Here is a 19,819-nt window from a genome sequence, read left to right as displayed (position 1 = left end):
CCGCCGGGGACGCCCCCGCCACCACCGCCGGGCAGGGGCAGTTGATCCTCGCCGCCGTCGTCGGCATCGCCGTGATCGTCGTGCTGATCACCTGGCTGAAGCTGCACCCCTTCGTCTCCCTGCTGATCGGAGCGCTGACGACGGGCCTGATCGCGGGGCTGGCGGCGGCGGACGCGGTCGCCAGCTTCGCGCTGGGGTTCGGCAACACCATGGGCGGCGTCGGCATCCTCATCGGCCTCGGCGCGATGTACGGCAAGCTCCTCGCCGACTCGGGCGGCGCGGACCGCATCGTGGACACCCTCATCGCCCGCTCGAGCACTCGCGCGCTGCCCTGGATGATGGGCTTCGTCGGCGCGCTGATCGGGCTGCCGATGTTCTTCGAGGTCGGGCTCGTGCTGCTGATCCCGGTCGTGATCCTGGTCGCCCGCCGGAGCGGTCTGCCGCTGATGAAGGTGGCGATCCCGACGCTCGCCGGCCTCTCGGTGATGCACGGCCTCGTCCCGCCCCACCCCGGACCGCTGGTCGCGATCGACGCGCTCGGCGCGAACCTCGGCGTGACCCTCGCGTTCGGCGTCCTGGTCGCGATCCCCACCGTCGTCGTCGCCGGCCCGCTCTTCGGCCGGGTCGCCGCCCGCTGGGCGCCGGTGGAGACGCCGCCGCTCTTCGGCGAGGGCGCGGGCGAGACGCGCGAGCACCGCCCGGGCTTCGCCGCCGCCGTCGCGAGCATCCTGCTGCCGGTCGTGCTGATGCTGGGCAAGGCGATCGCCGACATCGCGGCCCCCGGATCCACGGACGCCTGGAAGGGCGCCCTCGACTTCCTCGGCACACCGACCATCGCGCTGGGGATCGCGCTCCTGGCCGGTCTGGTCCTGCTCGGACGCGGCGGCCGGATGAACCGCACCGAGCTGCAGGCCTCGCTCTCGAGCTCGCTGCCGCCGATCGCGGGCATCCTGCTCATCGTCGGCGCGGGCGGCGGTTTCAAGCAGGTCCTCGTCGACACCGGGATCGGCGGGGTGGTCGCCCAGCTCGCGGAGGGGAGCGGCGCCTCGGCGCTGCTGCTCGCCTGGCTCGTGGCCGTCGTGATCCGCGTCGCCACCGGCTCCGCGACCGTCGCCACCGTGACCGCCGCAGGGATCCTCCAGCCGCTGACCGAGACCATGGACGGGCCGATGGTCGCCCTCATGGTGCTCGCGATCGGCGCCGGCTCGGTGTTCCTGTCGCACGTCAACGACGCCGGGTTCTGGCTGGTGAAGGAGTACCTCGGGCTCAGCATCGGCCAGACGCTCAAGACCTGGACCGTGATGGAGTGCCTGGTCTCGGTGACCGGGCTCGCCGGGGTCCTCCTGATCGGTCTCTTCGTAGGAGGTATCTGATGACCGCTCTTCCCACCGTCCCCGTCCGCGCCGTCGTCGTCATGGGCGTCTCCGGCAGCGGCAAGTCGACCGTCGCGTCGCTCCTGGCGCGCCGACTCGGCTGGGAGTTCCTCGAGGGGGACGACCTGCACCCGCAGGCGAACGTCGACAAGATGCACGCCGGCATCCCGCTGACCGACGAGGACCGGGCGCCCTGGCTGGCCGAGATCGCCCGCGTGGTGGACCAGCAGATCGCCGCGGGCGGCTCGGTCGTCGTGACCTGCTCGGCCCTGCGCCGCCGCTACCGCGACGTCCTGCGCCGCGACGACCTCGTCTTCGCGCACCTCGCGGGATCGAGGGACCGTATCGCCGGGCGGCTCGCCTCGCGGGTCGGCCACTTCATGCCGACCACGCTGCTCGACTCGCAGTTCGAGGCGCTCGAGCCCCTCGGCGACGACGAGCTCCACGTCACGGTCGACCTGGGCGGCGCTCCGGAGGAGGAGATCGCCGAGATCCTCGGGGGGCTCGGCCTCGCGCCCGCGGGCGCCTAGAGCAGCAGCGACTCCACCGGCACGGCCGGGAGGTCGAAGGCCGCGGCGACGGCGGTGTTCGTCACCCGGCCGTCGTGGGTGCTCAGGCCGCGGGCGAGCGCCGGGTCGGCGGCCAGGGCGGCCCGCCACCCGCGGTCGGCCAGCGCGAGCGCGTAGGGGAGCGTCGCGTTGGTGAGCGCGCGGGTCGAGGTCTCGGGAACGGCGCCGGGCATGTTCGCGACGCAGTAGTAGACGCTCCGGTGCACGGGGAACACCGGGTCGTCGTGCGTGGTCGGACGCGAGCCCTCGAAGCAGCCGCCCTGGTCGATCGCGATGTCGACCAGCACCGAGCCCGGCTTCATCGTGGCGACCATCTCGTCGGTCACCAGCTTGGGCGCCTTGGCGCCCGGGATGAGGACGGATCCGATCACGAGGTCGGCGTCGGCCAGCTGCGCGGCGATCTCGTAGGCCGAGGAGGCGCGGGTCTGGATCGCGCCCTGGAAGCGGTTCTCGAGCTGCGCGAGGCGGGGGAGCGAGAGGTCGACGATCGTGACGTCGGCCCCCATGCCGAGGGCGTTGGCCGCGGCGTGCTCGCCGGCCGTGCCGCCGCCGATCACGACGACCTTCGCCTTCGGAGTGCCGGGGACCCCGCCGAGCAGCGTGCCCCGTCCGCCGACGGCGCTCATGAGGTGGTACGCGCCGACCGTGATCGACAGGCGCCCGGCGACCTCGCTCATCGGCGAGAGCAGCGGCAGCCGCCGGTCGTCCAGCTGGACCGTCTCGTAGGCGATGGAGGTCGTCCCGGCGGCGAGCAGCGCATCGGTGCACGGGCGGGAGGCGGCGAGGTGGAGGTAGGTGAAGAGCACCTGGTCGCGGCGCATCCGCGGGTACTCGGCCTCGATCGGCTCCTTGACCTTGAGGACCAGCTCGGATTCGCCCCAGACCTCGTCGGGCCCGTCGACGACGCGGGCGCCGGCGCGGCGGAAGTCGTCGTCCGACACGCGGGAGCCCAGGCCCGCGCCGGCCTCGACCAGGACCTCGTGGCCGCGGCGCACCAGCTCGTGGACGCCGGCCGGAGTGGCGGCAACCCGGTTCTCGTTGTTCTTGATCTCGGTGGGGATCCCGACGCGCACGGCGGCTCCTTCGCTGCGGCCCGCGGGGCGGGCGGTGGGCGCCGATCCTGCACCGGCTCGCCCCCATCGTGCGAAGATCGTGCCCGGGGCGGAGGAATTCCGCATAATCGGTCGGAAGTCACCGCACGGGCCGAAGGTTCGTCGGCGGAGTGGGGGAGCGGGCGCATGCCACCGAAGGATCTGCACGACCTCGACGACCTGGATCCGGTCGACCGGACCCTGGTGCGCCTCCTCCGCGCAGACGCGCGGACGCCCAACAGCCGGCTCGCCGAGCGCGCCGGCATCGCCCCGTCGACCTGCGTCGCACGCGTCCGTGGCCTCGTCGAGCGCGGCGTCATCACCGGCTTCACCGCCGAGCTCGACCCGGCGGCGCTCGGCCTGACCCTGCAGGCGCTGATCAGCGTCAGCATCCGCGTCGGCCAGCGCCAGGCGATCACGCGCTTCGCGGAGGAGATCCGCGCGCTGCCCGAGGTGGTGCAGGTGTTCTTCCTCGGCGGCTCGGAGGACTTCATCATCCACGTCGCGGTCCGCGACTCCAGCGACGTGCGGGACTTCGTGGTCTCGAACCTCTCGGCGAACCCGGCGGTGGCCTCGACGCGCACGAGCCTGGTGTTCGACCACCACCGCAAGGGCCCGGCGGTCCCCGAGTAGCGCGAGGAGGCGCGGCCCGAGCGGCCGCTCGGCCCGCGCCCGTCCCTCGGGGCTAGTGCGCCCCGGGGTTCACGTCGCCGCCCCCGCGCTGCATGAGTCCGGGGATGCGCTTGGCGAGCCCCGGGATCGCCTCGTCCGAGATCGAGATCCGCGTGTCGCGCAGGCGCTGGCGCAGCAGGGTCTCGACGTCCTCCTCCGGTCGCAGCTCGGCGTCGCCGGCGACCTGCAGCAGCACGCCGCGCAGCTTCTCGTCGAGCTGCGCGTCGTCGCTGCCGTGCTGGATCGGGTGGTCCTGGGATGCGTTCGTCATGCCTCCATGCTGGCACCGGCGACCCCGTGCCGAGAGGACTTGCGCCGCGGCAGGATGGTCGCATGCCGTTCACCCGCGCCGAGCTCGCAGCGTTCCAGGACCGCACCGTCGAGGACCTGCTGGGCGACGACGTCCGGCTCCTCTTCGTCGGCATCAACCCGGGACTGTGGACCGCCGCCACCGGCGCGCACTTCGCCCACCCCGGCAACCGCTTCTACCCGGCGCTCATCGCGGCCGGGATCCTCGAGCGCGCGCCGCGCGTGTCCGAGGGGATGAGCGCCGCGGACCGCGCGGAGCTCGTCTCCCGCGGCGTCGGCATCACCAATCTCGCCTCCCGGGCGACCGCCCGTGCCGACGAGCTGACCGCGGAGGAGCTGCGCGAGGGCGCTCAGCGGCTGGTCGCCACCGTGGAGCGGGTGCGGCCCCGGGCCGTCGCGGTCGTCGGCATCACCGCCTACCGGATCGCGTTCGGAAGCCGCAGGGCGGTGCAGGGCAGGCAGGAGGAGGACGTGGCGGGCGCGCCGCTCTGGGTGCTGCCAAACCCGAGCGGCCTGAACGCGCACGACACCGTCGCCTCGCTCGGGCGCGCCTACCGCGAGCCGGCGCTCGAGGCGGGGATCGTCTCTTCCGACGCGCTCCTGCCCGGGGACGTCGGACCCCGCCCGCAGGAATAGCCGTCGACCCCCGGAGGTTGCAGAAGTCCATGAGTATGCATGAAGTCAAGTTCGGCGTCGACACGTTCGGCGACGTCACCGCCGGCCCCGACGGCGCCCCGCTGCCGCACGGCCAGGTCCTCCGCGACGTGGTCGAGGAGGGAGTCCTGGCCGACCGGGTCGGCATCGACTTCTTCGGGATCGGCGAGCACCACCGCGCCGACTTCGCCGTGAGCGCACCGGACGTCGTGCTCGCCGCCATCGCGGCCCGCACCGAGCGCATCCACCTCGGCTCCGCCGTGACGGTCCTCTCCTCGGACGACCCGGTGCGCGTCTACCAGCGCTTCGCCACCCTCGACGGACTCTCCGGCGGCCGGGCCGAGGTCATCCTCGGCCGCGGCTCCTTCACCGAGTCCTTCCCGCTCTTCGGCTACGACCTCGCGCAGTACGAGGTCCTCTTCGAGGAGAAGCTCGACCTCTTCCACGCTCTGATAAAGGGCGGCCCGGTCACCTGGCAGGGCACGACCCGCCCCGCGCTCACCGAGCAGAGCGTCTACCCGACCCTCGACAACGGCACTCTCCGCACCTGGATCGGCGTCGGCGGCAGCCCCGAGTCGGTCGTCCGCGCCGCCCGGTACGGCTTCCCGCTCGTCCTGGCGATCATCGGCGGCTCGCCGGCCCGCTTCCGCCCCTATGTCGACCTCTTCGGCCGCGCGCTCGACCAGCTCGAGCAGCCCCGCCTCCCGGTCGCCGTGCACTCGCCCGGCTTCGTCGCCGACACCGACGAGGAGGCGCGCGAGCTGTACTTCCCGCACCACAGGGCGATGATGGACGCCATCGGCCGCGAGCGCGGCTGGTCCCCGATGACCCGCGAGCGCTTCGAGGAGGAGGCCGGCCCCGACGGCGCCATCCACCTCGGCTCGCCCGAGACGGTCGCCCGGAAGATCGCGCGAACGGTCGAGGCCCTGGGCATCGACCGCTTCGACCTCAAGTACAGCGCCGGGACGCTGCCGCACCCGGCGATCATGCGCAACATCGAGCTCTACGGCACGCAGGTCATCCCGCGGGTGCGCGAGCTGCTCGCGCACTGACCCCCGCCGGGCGCCCGTTCCCCCGCTGGGCGCTCGGCGCGTTCCGAGCCGACGCGGTGCGCGCTCCCACCGGGCGCCCGGCCCGCGTCGATACACTCGGAACCCCCCCGCCCCGACCCTCCCGGAAGCACATGCCCGACAGCCACGCCGCCCGCACCCCCTACGAGGTGCTGGGCGTCGCCGCCACCGCGTCCGACGACGAGCTCCGCCGGGCGTACCGGCTCCGCCTCCGCGAGACCCATCCGGACACGGGAGGCGACGCCGCGTCGTTCCACGCGGTGCAGCTCGCCTGGGAGCGGATCGGCAGCGCCTCCGCCCGCGGCGACTACGACCGAGGCGCTCCCGCCCCCGGGAGGTCCTCCCCGCAGTCGCCGTACACTGGCTCGCCGCGCCCGCAGACCGCCTCGGCCGTGCGCGCCCGCTCCTACGGTCACCCGGGAGGCGCAGCGCGCGAGTACTACCTGCGCCTGGTGCGCGAGTGGCTCGGCCGCGGCGTCGAGACCGAGGACCCCTTCGACCCGGCGATCGTCCGCTCCGCTCCTCGCGAGATCCGCTCCTGGCTCGCGAAGGCTCAGGCCGAGGAGGCGACGGCCGCGCTCGTCGGCGCGCTCGGCATCGCCTACACGATCTGGAACGACGTCGCGGTCGGCGACGGCGGGCTCAAGATCGACCACCTCGTGCTCGGGCCGGCCGGCCTGCTCGCGCTGACCTCCGCCGACTGGGGCGACCCGGTCCGCTTGAAGAAGGGCGAGCTGGAGGGCCCCGGGATCGCCGAGGACGAGAAGCCGATCGCCTCGCTCGCGAAGGCCGCGCGCCGTCTCGGCCGCGAGCTGGGCGTCCGCTTCTCGACGAGCGTCGTGGTCGTGCCGGACGACGCGCTGGAGCAGCCGTTCGAGCAGGTCGAGCGCGGCAGGCACCAGGGCGCCGTCGTCATCCGCCGCTCGCTGCTGCCGCAGCTGCTGCGCTCCGGCACGGACGACCCGCGGCTCGGCGGGTACGGCGAGTCGTTCGAGGTCCGCACCCGCGTGCAGAACCGCATCCGCTTCGTCTGACGCCGCGCTAGCCGCCGCTCGCGACCGCGGCAAGGGGTTAGCGCGCATCCGGCGCCCCGCCCACCATGGGACGTGCCCCCGGGCATCCACGACGAGCGGAACGAGGACGGACGATGGTGCGATTCGGATACACCCTGATGACCGAGCAGAGCGGACCCAAGCAGCTGGTGGGCTACGCGGTCGACGCCGAGAGGCTCGGCTTCGAGTTCGCGGTCTCGAGCGACCACTACTCGCCGTGGCTGACCGAGCAGGGGCACGCCTCCTACGCCTGGACGCTGCTCGGAGCGGTCGCGCAGGCCACGTCGACCATCGACCTCACGACCTACGTCACCGCGCCGACCATCCGCTACCACCCGGCCGTGGTCGCGCAGAAGGCCGCGACGCTCGCGATCCTCTCCGACGACCGCTTCACGCTCGGCCTCGGCTCGGGCGAGAACCTCAACGAGCACGTCGTCGGCGAGGGCTGGCCCTCGGTCGCCGTGCGCCAGGACATGCTCGAGGAGGCCGTCCACCTCATCCGCGAGCTGCACACCGGCGAGCTGGTGACCTGGGAGGGCGAGTACTTCCGCGTCGACTCCGCCCGCATCTGGGACCTGCCGGACAAGCCGGTCGAGATCGGCCTGGCGGTCTCGGGGGAGAAGTCGATCGCCCGCTTCGCGCCGATCGGCGACCACCTCATCACGACCGAGCCCGACGCGGATCTGATCTCGCAGTGGACCGCGGTCCGCGGTGCGGACGCCGCCCCCTCGCGCACGATCGGCCAGATCCCGATCTGCTGGGCGCCGGACAAGGAGCAGGGAGTGGCGCTGGCCCACGAGCAGTTCCGCTGGTTCGCCGGCGGCTGGGCGGTCAACTCCGATCTGCCGACCCCCGCCGGCTTCGCCGGAGCGAGCCAGTTCGTGCGCCCGGAGGACGTCGCCGAGCAGATCGCCTGCGGCCCCGATCTCGACGAGCTCGCCCAGAGCTTCGTGCCCTACATCGAGGCGGGCTTCACCGACATCGCCCTCGTCCAGGTCGGCGACGAGCTGCAGCAGCGGTTCCTCGACGAGGCGGCGGAGGGGCTCCTGGAGCGCCTGCGCGCACTCGCCCCCTGAGGCCGCTGGCGGGTCGCGCGGTCAGAATCCGCGGAGGCGCTCGATGTCGCGCCGGTCGCGCTTGGTCGGGCGGCCCGCTCCGCGGTCACGGACGATCACGCCCGGCGCGGACTCCCGGGGTGGCGGCGGGGGTGTCCGGTCCTCCATGCACTCGGCGGCCACCGGCGCACCGACCCGCTTGACCACGAGTCCGCGGACGATCAGCTCCCGGTCGAAGCCGCCGATCCGGGCGCGGACCTCGTCGCCGACGCGCACGGTCTGCGCCGCCTTGGCCCGCTCGCCGTTGACGCGGATGTGGCCGGCCCGAGCCGCGGTCGTCGCGGCGGAGCGCGTCTTGTAGATGCGCACCGCCCAGAGCCACGCGTCCACCCGCACGGCACCGGTCACCGGGATCTGCATCCCCCCAGTCTACGAACGGCGCCCGCTCGCCACCCACCCCGCGGTCCTACACTGGCCGCCGACAAGGAGGTTCCCATGAACCGAGACGACAGCATCTACACCGGAGCGGACGACGCGCTGCGGAGCGGCGACGACCGCATGGTCGCGGCGAACGACAGCTCCGGAGCCGGCGGAACCCGCGGCGACGTCGGCATGAGCACGACGAGCGGCGAGGGCACCGGGGTCCCCACCCGCGGCGCGCCTCCGCAGAGCGGATCCCCGTCCGAGCTGCGCCCCACCGGCTTCCCGCACGCGGGCCTGGAGTTCTCGCTCGTCCCGTCCGGGCACGAGGAGTGGCGGATCGAGCACCCGGGCGGTCGCACCGTCGGCGTCCTCGCCGTCATCTCGCACGCGGGCGAGGAGTCGGAGGCCGTGTTCGTCACACGCCGCGTCGGCTCCGAGGAGGCCGTGGCCGAGGGCACCGACTGGCGCGGCATCGTCTCGGCCGTGATCAACGACGAGGCGGCGGACGAGCGCGATCCGGTCCAGCTCGACCCCACCGTCGAGCACGTCCGCGGCGGACTGATCAGCCGCGGCCCCGCGGACGTCGACGGCCTCTCCTGAGCCCTCTCTCCTCCGGGACGCCGTCCGCGCTCGGCGCGGGGCGTCCCACGGAGGAGGGTCGGACGCTCAGCGGGCGAGCAGCGCGGCGTTGATCCTGGCCGAGAGGTCGGCGTCGGCGCGGCGGTCGGTCCCGTCGACGGCACGGACGGGAGCGGCGTTGCGCGCGCTCGAGACCAGCCACGCCGCGTCCGCCGCCTCCAGATCGCCCGCGCGCAGCGGACGCACCGCCGTCCCGAGGCCGAGGCCCGGCGCGAGCGCGAACAGGTCGGCCTGCGTGGTGCCGGGCAGCAGCCCGAGGCTCGGCGGAGGAGTCACGAGCTCCCCGCCCGCCAGCAGCACGAGGTTCGAGGTCGGCCCCTCGAGCAGGTAGCCGTCGCTCGACACGAACAGGGCGTCGTCGGCACCGCGCCGGGCGGCCTCCCGCACGGCCGCACGGTTCACCGCGTACGAGAGCGTCTTCGCGCCGGCGAGCAGCCAGGGGGACGTCGACTGCACGTCCGAGCGCAGCCCGCGGTCCAGCAGCACTACGCGCACGCCGTCGCGGCGGGCCGGGCCGAAGTCCGGGCTGGTCTGGACGAAGACGACGCCGGTGGGCCGCCCGCCGCCCTCGACGCCGCGGGTCAGGATCGTCTTCACCATCGCCTCGGCGACGGGCGGGTGCGCGGCCACCGCCGCTCCGATCGCCTCGAGCCAGGCGGGCCGGTCCGGCCGGGGCAGGTCGAGCATCCGGGCCGAGCGCTCGAGGCGGTCCAGGTGCGCGTCGAGCGCCTGCAGCCGTCCGTCGACCAGGTTGATCGTCTCGAACACGCCGTCGCCGCGGGTGAAGCCGAGGTCGGTGACGTCCAGATCGCCGCGCCCGCTCGGATCGATGCGGTGCGCGGGTCCTCCCGGCGAGTGCGCCTCGGCGTCGAGGGAGGGTCGGTCGAGGACGACGAGGGTCTCAGCGGGCACGGGCGGTGCGGTCCTTCCGGGAGCGGCGGCGGGGGGAGAAGCGGAGCAGCGCGATCGTCAGCAGGGCGCCGATCAGGGAGCCGCTGCCGTTCGAGACGAGGTCCTGCACGTCGGAGACGCGGGTCGGCAGCCACAGCAGCTGCGCGGTCTCGACGGCCGCCGACACGGCGAGCCCGATGACGGCGGCCCACAGGCGGCGACCCGCCGGCAGCTGCGCGGCGATCAGCGCACCGAGCGGCACGAAGAGCAGCACGTTCGCAGTGAACTCCGCCACGTCGAAGTCGAACCAGCCGGTGAGCGGCGTGGAAGCGAGGAAGGCGATGATCCCGCGGATCAGCGCGTTGGGCTCCCCGGCCGGGTAGGGCGCGGGCGTCAGCGTGATCAGGGCGATCAGCGCGAGCCAGGCGAGCGTCGCGAGGCGGAGGGGTCTCGAGCGGCGCATCGTCCGATTCTGCCAGCCCGTCGGGGTCGGGCGCGGCGGGCGCGGTGTGGGAGGCTGGAGGGCATGACCAGCGAGGACCCCGGCGCGGACGCCGTGCTCCCGCGCCACCCCTTCGACGCGTCGCTCGGCGACGGCTGGGTCGAGATCGGCGACGGACGCCGCTTCTGGGGGCGCTTCGGCGCCGCCGGCCTCCTCCTGCGCGATCCGTCGGGACGCGTCCTGCTCCAGCACCGCGTCAGCTGGAGCCACTTTGGCGACACCTGGGGGCTGCCCGGCGGCGCCCGTCACCCCGAGGAGACGGCCTTCGAGGCGGCCCTCCGGGAGTCGGAGGAGGAGGCGGGCGTCCCCGCCGACCTGATCCTGCCCGTGCTCTCCAGCGTCGTCGTGATCGGACCGTGGAGCTACTCCACCGTCCTGGCCGAGTCCCGCGAGCACTTCACTCCCCGCATCAGCGACGCCGAGAGCACCGAGCTGCGCTGGGTCGCCCCCGACGAGGTCGACTCCCTGCCGCTGCACCCGGGCTTCGGAGCGGCCTGGCCGGGTCTGCGCGCGCTCGGCTCCTCGATCCCGGTGCTCGTCGTGGACGCCGCCAACGTGGTCGGCTCACGCCCCGACGGCTGGTGGCGCGACCGCGCCGGCGCCGCGGAGCGCCTCCTCGCCTCCCTGGCCCGCCTCGCGGAGGCCGGCGTCCCCGGCCGTCTCCTGGGGATCGACGCCGACACGGTCTGGCCGCGCATCGCCGTGGTGCTCGAGGGAGTGGCGCGCGCCGCCCGTCCGGAGGCGGGCGCTCTCACGGAGCGGCTGACGGTCCACGCGGCCGACGGCTCGGGCGACGACGCGATCGTCGAGCTGGTCGGCGCGCTCGAGACCGCGGTCGTCGTGACGGCCGACCGGGGGCTGGCCGCCCTCGTCGAGGCGCTCGGGGCCGCCGTGGTCGGTCCGCGGTCGCTGCTCGACCTCCTCGATCCCGCCCGGGAATAGGCCGCGGGGGCACCCGGTTGCATCCCCCATGGCTACGACTGCGATGACCCTCGACTCCCACGACCAGACGATCGCCGACGGCATCGTCCTCATCGACTTCTGGGCCGACTGGTGCGGCCCGTGCAAGCAGTTCGCTCCGGTCTTCGAGGCCACGAGCGAGAAGAACGCCGACATCACGTTCGCGAAGGTCGACACGGAGGACCAGCAGCAGCTCGCCGCGAGCTACGGCATCTCCTCCATCCCCACCCTCGTGGTGTACCGCGACGGCATCCCGCTGATGGCTCAGCCCGGCGCCCTGCCCGCCCCCGCGCTCGACAACCTGATCGAGCAGGTCCGCGGCCTCGACATGGTCGAGGTGCGCCGCCAGTACGAGGAGGCGAAGGCCGCTCAGGAGGCCGGCGTCGCCCCGCAGGCCTGATCCGCCCGGCGCCTCGACCCGCTCCGCAGGCGGGAGGCGCCCGCAGACGCACGAGAACCCCCGGCAGCCGTGAGGCCGCCGGGGGTTCCGTCGTTCCGAGCCGGGATCAGCCGGTGTTCTGCAGACCCGCCGCGACTCCGTTGACCGCGAGCAGGAGCAGCCGCTGGTTCTGCTCCGTCCCGGATCCGCCCGGGCCGGTGCGGAGCGCCTTCAGTGCGCGCAGCTGCAGGAGCGAGAGCGCGTTGACGTACGGGGTGCGCAGGCGCACGGCACGGCCGAGCACGCGGTGGCCCGTGAGCAGGCTCTCCTCGCCGGTGATCGAGAGCACCCACCGGCGGGTGAGCGCCATCTCGTCGAGCACGAGTCCGGCGAGGTCGTCGCGGGAGTCGAGGGCGAGGTACCGGCGGGCGATGCCCTCGTCGGTCTTCGCGAGCGACATCTCGACGTTGTCGACCATCGTCGTGAACAGCGGCCAGGAGGCGTAGGCCTCGCGGAGCAGGTCGAGGTCGCCGACGGCCTCGAGCGCGCTGCCCAGCCCGAACCAGCCGGTCAGGTTGACGCGGGCCTGGGTCCAGGCGAAGACCCACGGGATCGCTCGCAGGTCCTCGAGCGACTCGACGGAGAGGCCGCGGCGGGCCGGACGCGAGCCGAGGGCGAGCAGGCCCACCTCCTCCTGCGGGGTGACCCGGGCGAACCACGGCGCGAAGCCGTCGGCCTTCACGAGCTCGAAGAAGCGGCGGCGCGACTCGCGGTCCATCGTCGCCGCCACCTCGGCGAAGCGCTCCGCGGCGCCCGCGTTGCGCTCGCCGACCGCGGGGGAGGAGGCGAGCAGCGTCGCTCCCGCCACCTGCTCGATGTGCCGGGTGGCGATGTCCGGGTTGCCGTAGCGGGCGAAGATGACCTCGCCCTGCTCCGTCAGCTTGAAGCGGCCGTCCACCGATCCGGGCGGCTGCGCGAGGACGGCCCGGTTGGCCGGCCCGCCGCCGCGGCCGAGCGCTCCGCCGCGCCCGTGGAACAGCGTGAGCACGATGCCCTCGTCGGCCGCCCACTGCGCGATGCGCGCCTGCGCGTCGTAGAGCGCGAGCGTCGCCGAGACCGGTCCGACGTCCTTCGACGAGTCGGAGTAGCCGAGCATCACCTCGAGCCGGTTGCCGGTGGCCGCGAGGCGCGCCTGCACCTGGGGGAGGCGGATCATCTCGGCGAGGATGTCGGTCGAGGCGTCGAGGTCGGCGAAGGTCTCGAAGAGCGGGACCGCGTCGATGATCGGCGGCTTGCCGTCGGTCGCCGCCTCGGCCAGTTCGAAGACCGTCCGCAGGTCGTCGGCCGACTGCGTGAAGGAGACGATGTACCGCCTCGCCGCGTCGGTGCCGAAGCGCTCCTGGACCTTCGCGATCGCCCGGAACACCGACAGGACCTCGAGGCCGCGCTCGTCGAGCTCCTCGCCGGCGCGGATCGCGGCGATCGTCTCGCGGTGCACCTTCGAGTGCTGGCGCACCTCGATCTCGGCGAGGTGGAAGCCGAAGGTCTCGAGCTGCCAGACGAAGTCCTGGAGGTCGCCGTAGGCGGCGCGGACGTCCTCGGCCTCGACCAGGGACTCCTGGAGGGTGCGCAGCTCGGCCAGCAGCTCGGCGGCGGCGGAGTAGGCCAGCGGCCCCTCGGACCGGGTCGCGGCCAGGCGCTCGGCCGCGAAGAGCAGGACGCGGCGGTGCGCCTCGTTGGGCGAGCGCTCGGCGATGTCGGCGGCGAGCTCGGGAGCCCGCTCGACGCAGGAGGCCCAGAGCGCCTCGACGGCGGCCGACGGGGGAGTGGTCGACGCGTCGAGGGTCAGCGCGCGGCCCACGCGGCGGGCGACCCGCTCGAGGCCCATGAGGACGTGCTCGGAGGCGATGTCCACCGCAGCGAGGGTCGTCTCGGCGGTGACGAAGGGATTGCCGTCGCGGTCGCCGCCGATCCAGGTGCCCAGGCGGACGAAGGCCGGTGCGACCGGAGCCCGGGTGCCCGAGCCCTCGCCGAGCAGAGCGTCGTCGAGGCGGCGGTAGACGCGGGGGAGCACCGAGAACAGCGACTCGTCGAAGACGCTCATCGCGGTGCGCACCTCGTCGAGGGGAGTGGGCTTGGACTCGCGCAGCGGAGCGGTGCGCCACAGCGTGTCGACCTCGGCCAGCAGCCTGCGGCGGATCTCCACCAGCACGACGCCGCCCATGCGCGGGTCGTCGCGCTGCTCGAGCAGGTCGCTGATGCGGCGGATGGTCGAGGCCACTGCGCGGCGGCGCGCCTCGGTCGGGTGCGCCGTGAGGACCGGGCGGAACTCCAGTCGGGACAGGCGCGCGAACGCCTCGTCCTCCCCGAGCTCCCCGGTCAGCCGGCGCATCGAGGCGAGGATCGAGTCCTCGGGCGACTGCGCGCCGGCGTCGGCCTCGCGCCGGCGCAGCACGCGGACGCGGTGGAACTCCTCCGCCACGTTGACGAGGTGGAAGTAGCAGGTGAACGCCCGGGCGACCTCCTCGGCGCGCTCGAGCGTGAGCGAGGCGACGAACTCCTCCGCCTCCGCGGTCCCGGCGGCGTCGCCGCTGTCGTAGGCGCTGATCGTGAGCGCGCGCAGGCGCTCCACGTCCTCGTAGAGGGAGGGCTCGCCCGACTCGCGGAGCACCTGGCCGAGCAGCTCGCCCAGCAGGTGGACGTCGGCGCGGATCCTCTCGTCGAGCGGAGGCGCGGTCGTCCCGTCGGCGGAGGAGGGGGCGGTGGCGGAGGCGGGTGCTGCGGTCGCGGCGGACGCGTCGGAGAACGGATGCACGGGAGAGACCTTAGCGGCGGTGCGTATCGAGCACATGACGCCTGCGTCACTATCCGAACTGGAATGATCGAGGGGTGACCGTGACAACCGCACCCCCCGCTCCCGCCGTCCAGACCGAGCAGGCGGCACCCCATGTCGTCGTGCTGTTCGGCGCCGTCGGCGACCTGGCCCGGCGCAAGCTCATCCCGGGGATGGCCCACCTCGCGCTCTCCTCCCTCGCACCGGACCTGCAGATCGTCGGCACCTCGCTCGAGGAGCACGACGACGCCTCGTTCCGCGCCTTCGCGAAGCTGGCCTACGACGAGTTCGGGAGCCGCTCCCTGACGCCGGCGCAGTGGGACGAGTTCGCGTCCAAGCTCCGCTACGTCCCGCAGTCCGCCGGTCCGGCCGCGCTGGCCGCCGCCGTGACCGACGCCGAGGCGGTCCTCGGCCCGGACGTGAGCCGGCTGCACTACCTCAGCGTCCCGCCCAGGGCAGCTCTCTCCGTCGTGCGGATGCTCGCCGAGGCCGGGCTGGTCGAGCGCTCGCGGATCATCATGGAGAAGCCGTTCGGCGTCGACCTCGAGAGCGCGGTCGTCCTCAACGCGGAGCTCCACGAGACCTTCAGCGAGGAGCAGATCTTCCGGATCGACCACTTCCTCGGCAAGGAGCCGGCGCAGAACATCCTCGCCTTCCGCTTCGCCAACGGCCTCTTCGAGCCCATCTGGAACCGCAACTTCATCGATCACGTCCAGATCGACATCCCCGAGCGCCTCACGCTCGACCGTCGCGCCGAGTTCTACGAGTCCACCGGCGCGTACAAGGACATGGTCGTCACCCACCTCTTCCAGGTGCTGGCGTTCATGGCTATGGAGCCGCCGACCGCGCTGGAGCCCCAGGCCATCAGCGAGGAGAAGAACAAGGTCTTCCGCTCGATGCGTCCGCTGAACCCCGAGAACGTGGTGCGCGGCCAGTACATCGGCTACCGCGACGAGCCGGGCGTCGCCGCCGACTCCGAGACCGACACCTTCGTCGCGCTGAAGTGCGAGATCGACAACTGGCGCTGGGCGGGAGTGCCGTTCTACCTCCGCACCGGCAAGCGGATGGCCGAGGGCCAGCGCATCATCTCGATCGCGTTCCGCGAGCCCCCGAAGAGCATGTTCCCGCAGGGCTCCGGAGTCGGTGCCCACGGCCCGGACCACCTCACCTTCGACCTGGCGGACGCCTCGAAGGTCTCGCTCTCGTTCTACGGGAAGCGCCCCGGTCCCGGCATGCGGCTCGACAAGCTGAGCATGCAGTTCGCGCTCCAGGAGACCGACCGCGCGGGCGACGCTCTCGAGGCCTACGAGCGCCTGATCCTCGACGCGATGCGCGGAGACCACACGCTGTTCACCACCGCGGAGGGCATCGAGCGGCTCTGGGAGGTCTCCGCGCCCCTCCTGCAGGATCCGCCGCCCGTCCGTCTCTACGCGCCCGGCTCCTGGGGGCCGAACGCCATCCACCAGCTGATCGCGCCGCACGCCTGGCGCCTGCCGTTCGAGCGGGTCTGGCGCGACAAGCGCTGACCACGCCGCCGTGCGCCCCGCCTAGGCTGGGCGCATGGCGCGCACCGGTGAGGACCGGATCTGGACGGTCCCGAACGTCCTCAGCATGGTGCGTCTCGCGCTGGTGCCGGTGTTCCTCGTGCTCGTGGTCCTCGGCGAGGACGCGCTCGCGCTCCTGACCCTCGTCGTCTCGAGCCTCACCGACTACCTCGACGGCTGGATCGCGCGCCGCTTCGACCAGATGACGCGCCTCGGCCGCGTCCTCGATCCGGCCGCCGACCGCCTCTACATCTTCGCCACCGTCCTGGGCCTCGCGGCCCGCGGACTGGTGCCCTGGTGGCTGGTCGCCGTGCTGCTCGCCCGCGACCTGATGCTCGTGGTCCTGGCGGTCGTCCTGGCGAACAACGGCTACGGACCGCTTCCCGTGCACCACCTGGGGAAATTCGCGACCTTCTGCCTCTTCTACGCGCTCCCGCTGATCATGCTGGGGCAGGCGTTCCCGGCCCTCGCGCCCGCCTCGCTCCCCATCGCCTGGGCCTTCGCGCTGTGGGGCGCGTTCCTCTACTGGTGGGCCGGGATCGTCTACGCCGTCCAGACACGGGACCTCGTCCTGGGGGTCCGCACAGGTGCGCAGGGGTCCGACGAGGGTCACGATTCGGATACGCTGACCTGATAGGAGGTACGTCTTGGTCGAGCCCGTCGGTGGAGCATCATCCGCCCAGCACAATTCCGTTCCCGGTGAGCCGTCGACGGAGACGACTCTGACGTTCACCGACGACATCGGCGCCCAGCTCGCCGCTCTCGACAACCGCGCGTCGCGCGAGGAGGCCGAGGCCGTCGGCGCTCTGCCCTCGGGATCCGCGCTGCTGGTCGTGCGGCGCGGACCGAACACCGGCGCCCGCTTCCTCCTCGACACCGACTCCACGACGGTCGGCCGTCACCCCGATGCGGGCATCTTCCTCGACGACGTCACGGTCTCGCGCCGGCACGCCGAGTTCGTCCGCCGGGGCACGGCGTTCGAGGTCCACGACCTCGGCTCCCTGAACGGCACCTACTTCGACGGGGTCCGGATCGAGTCCGCGATCCTCACCGACGGCTCCGAGGTGCAGGTCGGCAAGTTCCGACTCACCTTCTACGCGTCCCGCGCCGACCTCGTCGCCGCTCCGGACGCGTGAGCCGTGGGCCGCTCCTCCGCGCGCGCCCTCCCCACCGGCTCCGCCGCTCTGCTGAGCATCGGGCAGGTGCTGGCCAGGCTGACCAGTGAGTTCCCGGACGTCACCCCGTCCAAGCTGCGCTTCCTCGAGGAGCAGGGGCTCGTCTCGCCGGCCCGCACCGACTCCGGCTACCGCAAGTTCTCGGGCTCCGACGTCGAGCGGCTCCGGATGATCCTCGCGCTGCAGCGCGACCACTACCTCCCCCTCAAGGTCATCCGCGGGTACCTCGACGACATCGACGCCGGGCGCGAGCCCGCCCTGCCGGCCGGCGTCGGGGGTCCGAGCGCCTCGCTCCTCGGCCCCGCCACGCGCTTGACCCGCGAGGGCCTCGCGGCCGAGTCCGGTGCCACGCCCGCTCTCGTCCAGGAGGCCATCGCCGCCGGGCTCGTGCGGGGCGGCGACGTGTTCGGGGACGAGGCCGTGACGACGCTCAAGGCGCTCGTCGACCTCGGCCGATCCGGTATCGAGCCCCGCCATCTCCGACCGCTCCGCGTCGCCGTCGAGCGCGAGATGTCGCTCATCGAGAGCGTCGTCGCCTCCAGCGCCCGCCGCGGAGAGGCGTCCGGCTCCGCCGGCGCTGCCGAGAACGCGGTGGGGCTCGCGACCCAGCTGGGCACGATCCGCGGGGCGATGGTGCGCAGCGCCCTCTCGCGGATCGCCCGCTCGTGAGGGCCGCGCCGCCGGCCGTCGGGCGGCCCGTGCGACACGCCGCGGCGCCGAGGCCGATGTCGTTTACTCGGCCTGCGCCGGTCGGTACGGTAGGGAGCGCGTTCGGAGGATCCGGCGTCCGGATCCGAGAGGCACAGGGATGAGAGAAGTCAGCCGCGACGTCAGCGGCCAGCGCGACCTCGTCCTGTTCACCGACGGACTGCCCGAGCTCGACGCCGACGCGGGCTACCGCGGGGCCGTCGCGGCGCGCGCCGCGGGGATCACCTACCGTCAGCTCGACTACTGGGCGCGGACCGAGCTCGTCGAGCCCACCGTGCGCGGCGCGTCCGGCTCCGGCACGCAGCGCCTCTACGGCTTCCGCGACATCCTCGTGCTGAAGCTGGTCAAGCGCCTGCTCGACACCGGGATCTCGCTCCAGCAGATCCGCACGGCGGTCAACCAGCTCCGCGAGTCCGGGGTCGACGACCTCGCCCAGACGACCCTGATGAGCGACGGCGCGAGCGTCTACCTCTGCACCTCGAACGACGAGGTCATCGACCTGCTCAGCCGCGGCCAGGGCGTCTTCGGCATCGCCGTCGGCAAGGTCCTCCGCGAAGTCGAGTCGAGCCTCGTCGAGCTCGACCACCAGTCGGTCGACCCGGGCGACGAGCTCGCCCAGCGCCGCGCCTCCCGCCGCGTCGGCTGACCGCCCACCCCTCGCGGGTCGGCCGCGGCCCCGGGGACTCCGGGGTCTCCTCCGCGCGCTCAGCTGATCAGGAGCGGACCTGCCTGCAGCCGTGCTGAGCGGGCAACGGGCGGCACCCGAGTCTCACCGAGCTGGTCGAATGGCGGGCCCCGCCCGCGTGATCCGTCCGCCGGACGCGAGCTCCCCGCCGATCACGCCCGCTAGCATGCGGGTCCGATGACGGGCTCCGTCCGTGTCCCGCCCTGCGGATCCGACGATGGGCTCCGCCCGCGCATCGAGAGTCCGCGCTGAACTCCGACGCCGAGCGTCCGCCGGCGCCGTCCCTGGCACTCCTCGGGCACCGAGCATCGCCCGCGTCCCGAGATCTCGAGCCGGAGAAGTCCGGCGGACCCGCCGGCCCTAGGTCGCGGCGGGGACCTGCTCGCCGATGCGTCCGGTGCGGATGACGCGGTCGAGCAGCAGGTCGAAGTTGTGCGCCATCTCCTGGGCGCTCTCCCCGGGCCAGACGTGGACGGGCTTCGCCGCGCCCTGCGCCTGCTGAAGGGAGGTGCGCTCCGGGAGCTGCGGGCTGAGGACGAGCGGCCCGAACATGTCGCGCAGCTCCTTGATCCGGAACTGGTGCTCCAGCGACTGGACGCGGGCGCGGTTGACGATGATGCCCAGCGGCTGGAGGCGCGGGCTGAGTCCGCGGCGGATCTCCTCGATCGCCCGGAGCGCCCGGTCGGCGGCGGCCACCGAGAACAGGCCCGGCTCCGTGACGACGGCGACGCGGTCGCTCGCGGCCCAGGCCGTGCGGGTCAGGGCGTTGAGCGACGGGGCGCAGTCGATCAGCACGAGGTCGTAGTCGGCCTCGACGCTCGCGAGGGCCTCCTCGAGCTTCCAGATGTCGCGGATGCTGGGGTGCGGCCCGTCGAAGTTGATCGCGGAGGGGCTGCCGATCAGCACGTCGATCGTGCCGTGGTGCTCCTTGGTCCAGCCGGAGGGGGCGATCGCCGAGCGGACGATCTTCTCCTTCGGCGACGTCAGGACGTCGGCGATGTTGAGGTGGCCGGCGACGTTGATGTCCATTCCGGTCGACACGTCGGACTGGGGATCGAGGTCGACGACCAGCGTTCGCAGGCCCTTCGAGAACGCCGCGGATGCAAGGCCGAGCGTCACCGTGGTCTTGCCGACGCCGCCCTTGAGGGAGCTCACGCTGAGTACATGCATGGCTGACTACTTTACGTTCCTCCGGGCGGCAGAACCTAACCGTTCGCTGCACGCGCCGTCCGCGC

General features: G+C 73.2%; 22 protein-coding genes. 15 read left to right on the top strand and 7 right to left on the bottom strand.

Going from position 1 to position 19,819, the window contains the following annotated elements; genetic code table 11:
* Positions 1-1,373: GntP family permease (locus tag C5C44_RS13335; RefSeq protein ID WP_374953974.1), on the top strand; the 1,373-nt coding region annotated here is incomplete at its 5' end.
* Positions 1,373-1,903: a gluconokinase gene (locus C5C44_RS13330; RefSeq protein WP_104336008.1), complete on the top strand. Its 531-nt coding sequence runs from the start codon at positions 1,373-1,375 to the stop codon at positions 1,901-1,903. The genes C5C44_RS13335 and C5C44_RS13330, both read left to right, overlap by 1 nt.
* On the opposite strand, the gene ald is transcribed toward C5C44_RS13330, so the two are convergent.
* On the bottom strand, positions 1,900-3,015 hold the full coding sequence (gene ald / locus C5C44_RS13325) for an alanine dehydrogenase (RefSeq protein WP_104233361.1): 1,116 nt from the start codon (positions 3,013-3,015) through the stop codon (positions 1,900-1,902). The two genes, C5C44_RS13330 and ald, sit on opposite strands and share 4 nt — an antisense overlap.
* A 165-nt stretch (positions 3,016-3,180) precedes the next feature.
* Between ald and C5C44_RS13320 the strand changes: the two genes are divergently transcribed.
* Positions 3,181-3,666: an Lrp/AsnC family transcriptional regulator gene (locus C5C44_RS13320; RefSeq protein ID WP_104222560.1), complete on the top strand. Its 486-nt coding sequence runs from the start codon at positions 3,181-3,183 to the stop codon at positions 3,664-3,666.
* A gap of 52 nt (positions 3,667-3,718) precedes the next feature.
* On the opposite strand, the gene C5C44_RS13315 is transcribed toward C5C44_RS13320, so the two are convergent.
* On the bottom strand, positions 3,719-3,976 hold the full coding sequence (locus C5C44_RS13315) for a hypothetical protein (RefSeq protein ID WP_104222561.1): 258 nt from the start codon (positions 3,974-3,976) through the stop codon (positions 3,719-3,721).
* A gap of 62 nt (positions 3,977-4,038) precedes the next feature.
* Between C5C44_RS13315 and C5C44_RS13310 the strand changes: the two genes are divergently transcribed.
* The 4 genes from C5C44_RS13310 (at position 4,039) to C5C44_RS13295 (ending at position 7,866) form a co-directional block, all read left to right on the top strand.
* Complete coding sequence (locus tag C5C44_RS13310) at positions 4,039-4,650, top strand: mismatch-specific DNA-glycosylase (RefSeq protein ID WP_104336007.1); 612 nt, start codon at positions 4,039-4,041, stop codon at positions 4,648-4,650.
* A 35-nt stretch (positions 4,651-4,685) separates the two neighbouring features.
* Positions 4,686-5,720 carry an LLM class flavin-dependent oxidoreductase gene (locus tag C5C44_RS13305; protein WP_104336006.1) on the top strand — a complete coding sequence of 345 codons (1,035 nt, stop codon included), beginning with the start codon at positions 4,686-4,688 and terminating at the stop codon, positions 5,718-5,720.
* Positions 5,721-5,851: 131 nt separating this feature from the next.
* On the top strand, positions 5,852-6,772 hold the full coding sequence (locus tag C5C44_RS13300; RefSeq protein WP_104247154.1) for a DnaJ domain-containing protein: 921 nt from the start codon (positions 5,852-5,854) through the stop codon (positions 6,770-6,772).
* Positions 6,773-6,885: 113 nt separating this feature from the next.
* Entirely contained in the window at positions 6,886-7,866 is a 981-nt protein-coding gene (locus C5C44_RS13295; protein WP_104250740.1) for a TIGR03557 family F420-dependent LLM class oxidoreductase, read from the top strand.
* A gap of 21 nt (positions 7,867-7,887) precedes the next feature.
* On the opposite strand, the gene C5C44_RS13290 is transcribed toward C5C44_RS13295, so the two are convergent.
* Entirely contained in the window at positions 7,888-8,265 is a 378-nt protein-coding gene (locus C5C44_RS13290; RefSeq protein WP_181027140.1) for an RNA-binding S4 domain-containing protein, read from the bottom strand.
* Positions 8,266-8,340: 75 nt separating this feature from the next.
* Here C5C44_RS13290 and C5C44_RS13285 point away from each other — a divergent pair, with 75 nt between their 5' ends.
* Positions 8,341-8,868 carry a hypothetical protein gene (locus C5C44_RS13285; protein WP_104238684.1) on the top strand — a complete coding sequence of 176 codons (528 nt, stop codon included), beginning with the start codon at positions 8,341-8,343 and terminating at the stop codon, positions 8,866-8,868.
* A gap of 66 nt (positions 8,869-8,934) precedes the next feature.
* Here the strand turns inward: C5C44_RS13285 and C5C44_RS13280 are convergent, their stop codons facing one another.
* Positions 8,935-9,819, bottom strand: coding sequence for an aminotransferase class IV (locus tag C5C44_RS13280; RefSeq protein WP_104336005.1), 885 nt, complete (start codon positions 9,817-9,819; stop codon positions 8,935-8,937).
* Entirely contained in the window at positions 9,809-10,261 is a 453-nt protein-coding gene (locus tag C5C44_RS13275) for a VanZ family protein (protein WP_104336004.1), read from the bottom strand. Before C5C44_RS13275 ends, C5C44_RS13280 begins: the two co-directional genes overlap by 11 nt.
* Positions 10,262-10,324: 63 nt before the next feature.
* Here C5C44_RS13275 and C5C44_RS13270 point away from each other — a divergent pair, with 63 nt between their 5' ends.
* Both C5C44_RS13270 and trxA read left to right on the top strand, forming a co-directional pair.
* On the top strand, positions 10,325-11,242 hold the full coding sequence (locus tag C5C44_RS13270; RefSeq protein WP_104336003.1) for an NUDIX domain-containing protein: 918 nt from the start codon (positions 10,325-10,327) through the stop codon (positions 11,240-11,242).
* Between the two features lie 28 nt (positions 11,243-11,270).
* Positions 11,271-11,660, top strand: a complete 390-nt coding sequence (gene trxA, locus C5C44_RS13265; protein WP_104222570.1) for a thioredoxin — start codon at positions 11,271-11,273, stop codon at positions 11,658-11,660.
* Between the two features lie 106 nt (positions 11,661-11,766).
* Here the strand turns inward: trxA and C5C44_RS13260 are convergent, their stop codons facing one another.
* A complete protein-coding gene (locus C5C44_RS13260) occupies positions 11,767-14,490 on the bottom strand; it encodes a phosphoenolpyruvate carboxylase (RefSeq protein WP_104336002.1) in 2,724 nt (907 codons plus the stop codon).
* Between the two features lie 44 nt (positions 14,491-14,534).
* Between C5C44_RS13260 and zwf the strand changes: the two genes are divergently transcribed.
* The 5 genes from zwf (at position 14,535) to C5C44_RS13235 (ending at position 18,545) form a co-directional block, all read left to right on the top strand.
* Positions 14,535-15,998: a glucose-6-phosphate dehydrogenase gene (gene zwf, locus C5C44_RS13255; RefSeq protein WP_104225448.1), complete on the top strand. Its 1,464-nt coding sequence runs from the start codon at positions 14,535-14,537 to the stop codon at positions 15,996-15,998.
* A 34-nt stretch (positions 15,999-16,032) separates the two neighbouring features.
* Entirely contained in the window at positions 16,033-16,650 is a 618-nt protein-coding gene (locus C5C44_RS13250) for a CDP-alcohol phosphatidyltransferase family protein (protein WP_104222572.1), read from the top strand.
* Between the two features lie 13 nt (positions 16,651-16,663).
* Positions 16,664-17,152 (top strand): FHA domain-containing protein, encoded by a 489-nt coding sequence (locus C5C44_RS13245; protein WP_104222573.1) that lies wholly within the window; start codon positions 16,664-16,666, stop codon positions 17,150-17,152.
* A 3-nt stretch (positions 17,153-17,155) separates the two neighbouring features.
* A complete protein-coding gene (locus C5C44_RS13240) occupies positions 17,156-17,860 on the top strand; it encodes a MerR family transcriptional regulator (RefSeq protein WP_104222574.1) in 705 nt (234 codons plus the stop codon).
* A gap of 139 nt (positions 17,861-17,999) precedes the next feature.
* On the top strand, positions 18,000-18,545 hold the full coding sequence (locus C5C44_RS13235) for a MerR family transcriptional regulator (RefSeq protein ID WP_104222575.1): 546 nt from the start codon (positions 18,000-18,002) through the stop codon (positions 18,543-18,545).
* 399 nt (positions 18,546-18,944) lie between these two features.
* On the opposite strand, the gene C5C44_RS13230 is transcribed toward C5C44_RS13235, so the two are convergent.
* Positions 18,945-19,754 (bottom strand): ParA family protein, encoded by an 810-nt coding sequence (locus C5C44_RS13230; protein ID WP_104222576.1) that lies wholly within the window; start codon positions 19,752-19,754, stop codon positions 18,945-18,947.
* Positions 19,755-19,819: the final 65 nt, after the last annotated feature.

The sequence above is a fragment of the Rathayibacter sp. AY1F6 genome (assembly GCF_002932035.1).
In the GTDB taxonomy this organism is placed as follows: domain Bacteria; phylum Actinomycetota; class Actinomycetes; order Actinomycetales; family Microbacteriaceae; genus Rathayibacter.
This window is presented reverse-complemented; position numbering and strand designations above follow the sequence as displayed.